The sequence below is a fragment of the Streptomyces sp. NPDC058469 genome (genome assembly GCF_042721125.1).
Taxonomy (GTDB): domain Bacteria; phylum Actinomycetota; class Actinomycetes; order Streptomycetales; family Streptomycetaceae; genus Streptomyces.
Window position 1 is genome coordinate 1 of sequence record NZ_JBHXME010000354.1, and the last position, 1830, is coordinate 1830.

General features: G+C 68.5%; 1 protein-coding gene and 1 pseudogene. Both read left to right on the forward strand.

Annotation, left to right across the window (positions count from 1 at the left end; all coding sequences use genetic code 11):
• Positions 1 to 733 precede the first annotated feature (733 nt).
• Positions 734 to 859, forward strand: a pseudogene (locus ACFWP5_RS52390) ((2Fe-2S) ferredoxin domain-containing protein); the annotation flags it as partial.
• Positions 860 to 1121: 262 nt separating this feature from the next.
• Positions 1122 to 1796 carry a hypothetical protein gene (locus ACFWP5_RS52395; protein ID WP_384174533.1) on the forward strand — a complete coding sequence of 225 codons (675 nt, stop codon included), beginning with the start codon at positions 1122 to 1124 and terminating at the stop codon, positions 1794 to 1796.
• Positions 1797 to 1830: the final 34 nt, after the last annotated feature.

Genomic DNA, 1830 nt, shown 5'->3' on the forward strand with positions numbered 1-1830 from the left:
ACGTCCTCTGGGCCCTCCTCCGCGACGGACGGACCTACGAGGCCGTGCCACCCACCGCTCACACGGCTTGACAGACAGCATTAGGAATCAGTGACTCCACCCGATGCCGCGACCGGACGCGACGCCTTGGCCGAACAGCGGAGAGAGTTGGCCCGCGCGCGAGACAAGGCCCTGCAGAACCTACAGATCATGCAGATGTACGCCCAGGAAGGCCGGCGCTCCCGGGACGACGTCACGGCAGCCGCGGCCGAGGCAGAAGCCGCCTTCCAAGCCGTCACCGCTTTCGACGCCATGCACCCCCACATCCGAACGACGGGGAACGCCGAAGATGACGCTCAAGCGCTGCGCGGCCTACAACGGTTGACAGGCGCTTAGTCGACTCAGCTCGAAGGCGCGCTCGTTGCGCAGGGCCGTCACTCCTGTGGCGTGCTGCACAAGAACCGGCGTCCTCACCGCCCGACGATGGCGTGCTCAGGACCAACAGCCCATCGTCGTCGAAGGGTTCGCTGCCTGCCGGCAGATGTTCAGCGTGCTCGCAGCACCAGAGCCCGCGGACGTCGTACTGCACGTGTGAGGCACGCGAGGCGAGCGCTCTGGTGAGCGTCCATCGGTACAACTCCCTGGTACCGACGATCGAGTATTCCCAGCGCCCGTCACGCCAGTAAAGTCCCGCGCACGAGCAGCGACGGCCGATGGCACCGCAGGGACAGCCGCGTCCTCTTCACAGGCGGCCCACGCCGCCACCGACATCACCACCTGGGTGAAGAACGGCGGCCCTGGCCTCGCCGGTCCGCCCGACATCCTCAACCTCTACGCCTTCACTCCCTCGCGGAGGGTGCGCCACGAACTCGACGGCTGACACCCCTCAAGGCGACCTGCCGCGGACGACCTGATCGCCGCCAACGATTAGCCGGGGTCCGCGCAGCAAGCAGCGCGAGGCACGGGTGCGGTCCTGGGCGCGGGCCCCGTCCGACTTCTGCTCGTGATCCGGTGAAACCCGGAGAGGTGGCGATGCGGGGTTGTGCGACGCCTGTGCACCTTCGCGCCGCACCCCGCGCGGTAGAGCCGCGGCCGGGTAGGGCAGCATCTGCTCAGCTTCCGCCGGACCGTGAGGGGTCGTCATGCGTTCCATCCGCCGTACCGCGTCATCTGTGCTGCTTGCCATGGTGTTCCTGGCGGGCTGCTCGTCGGTCTCGCTCGGCACCTCCGACTCCTCTTCGAGCAGTTCCCCGGCTCCGGGCCCGTCGGGCACCGCCGCCCAGGGCGGGGGCTCGGCACGGGCGATCGCGGTGGGGGCAGGCCCCCAGAAGACCTACACCGTGCAGAAGCAGCCAACCGCGGGCACCTGCCACTACCGCTATCTCAAGGGGGAGCCGCTGGAGGACCCGGCGTGCACGCCCGGCGCGATCTCCCCGGCGGTCACCCAGTCGAACCTGAAGTCCACGATCTGCCGCAAGGGCGGCTACACCTCCGGCATCCGCCCTTCCACGTCGATCACTGGCAAGGAGAAGAAGCTGAACGCCGCCTCCTACGGTTTCACCGGCCGCATGGGGGACGCCGAGTACGACCACCTCATCAGCCTGCAACTCGGTGGGGACCCGAACGACTACCGCAACCTGTGGGTGGAGCCCGCTGATCCCGGTCACAAGAAGGGGGCCGGGGTCAACAACGCGAAGGACCCGGTGGAGACGAAACTGCACACCGCGGTCTGCAAGGGCAAGGTCACCCTCACCGCCGCCCAGCAGGCGATCGTCACCGACTGGACCACCGCACTCAGCCGCCTCGGCCTCGGCTGACCAGCATGCCCCGCCGCACGGCGATCTCCAGATC

Excerpts from the sequence above, each read along its gene's own strand:
- ACFWP5_RS52395 (WP_384174533.1), top strand. The coding sequence starts at position 1,122 with ATGCGTTCCATCCGCCGTACCGCGTCATCTGTGCTGCTTGCCATGGTG.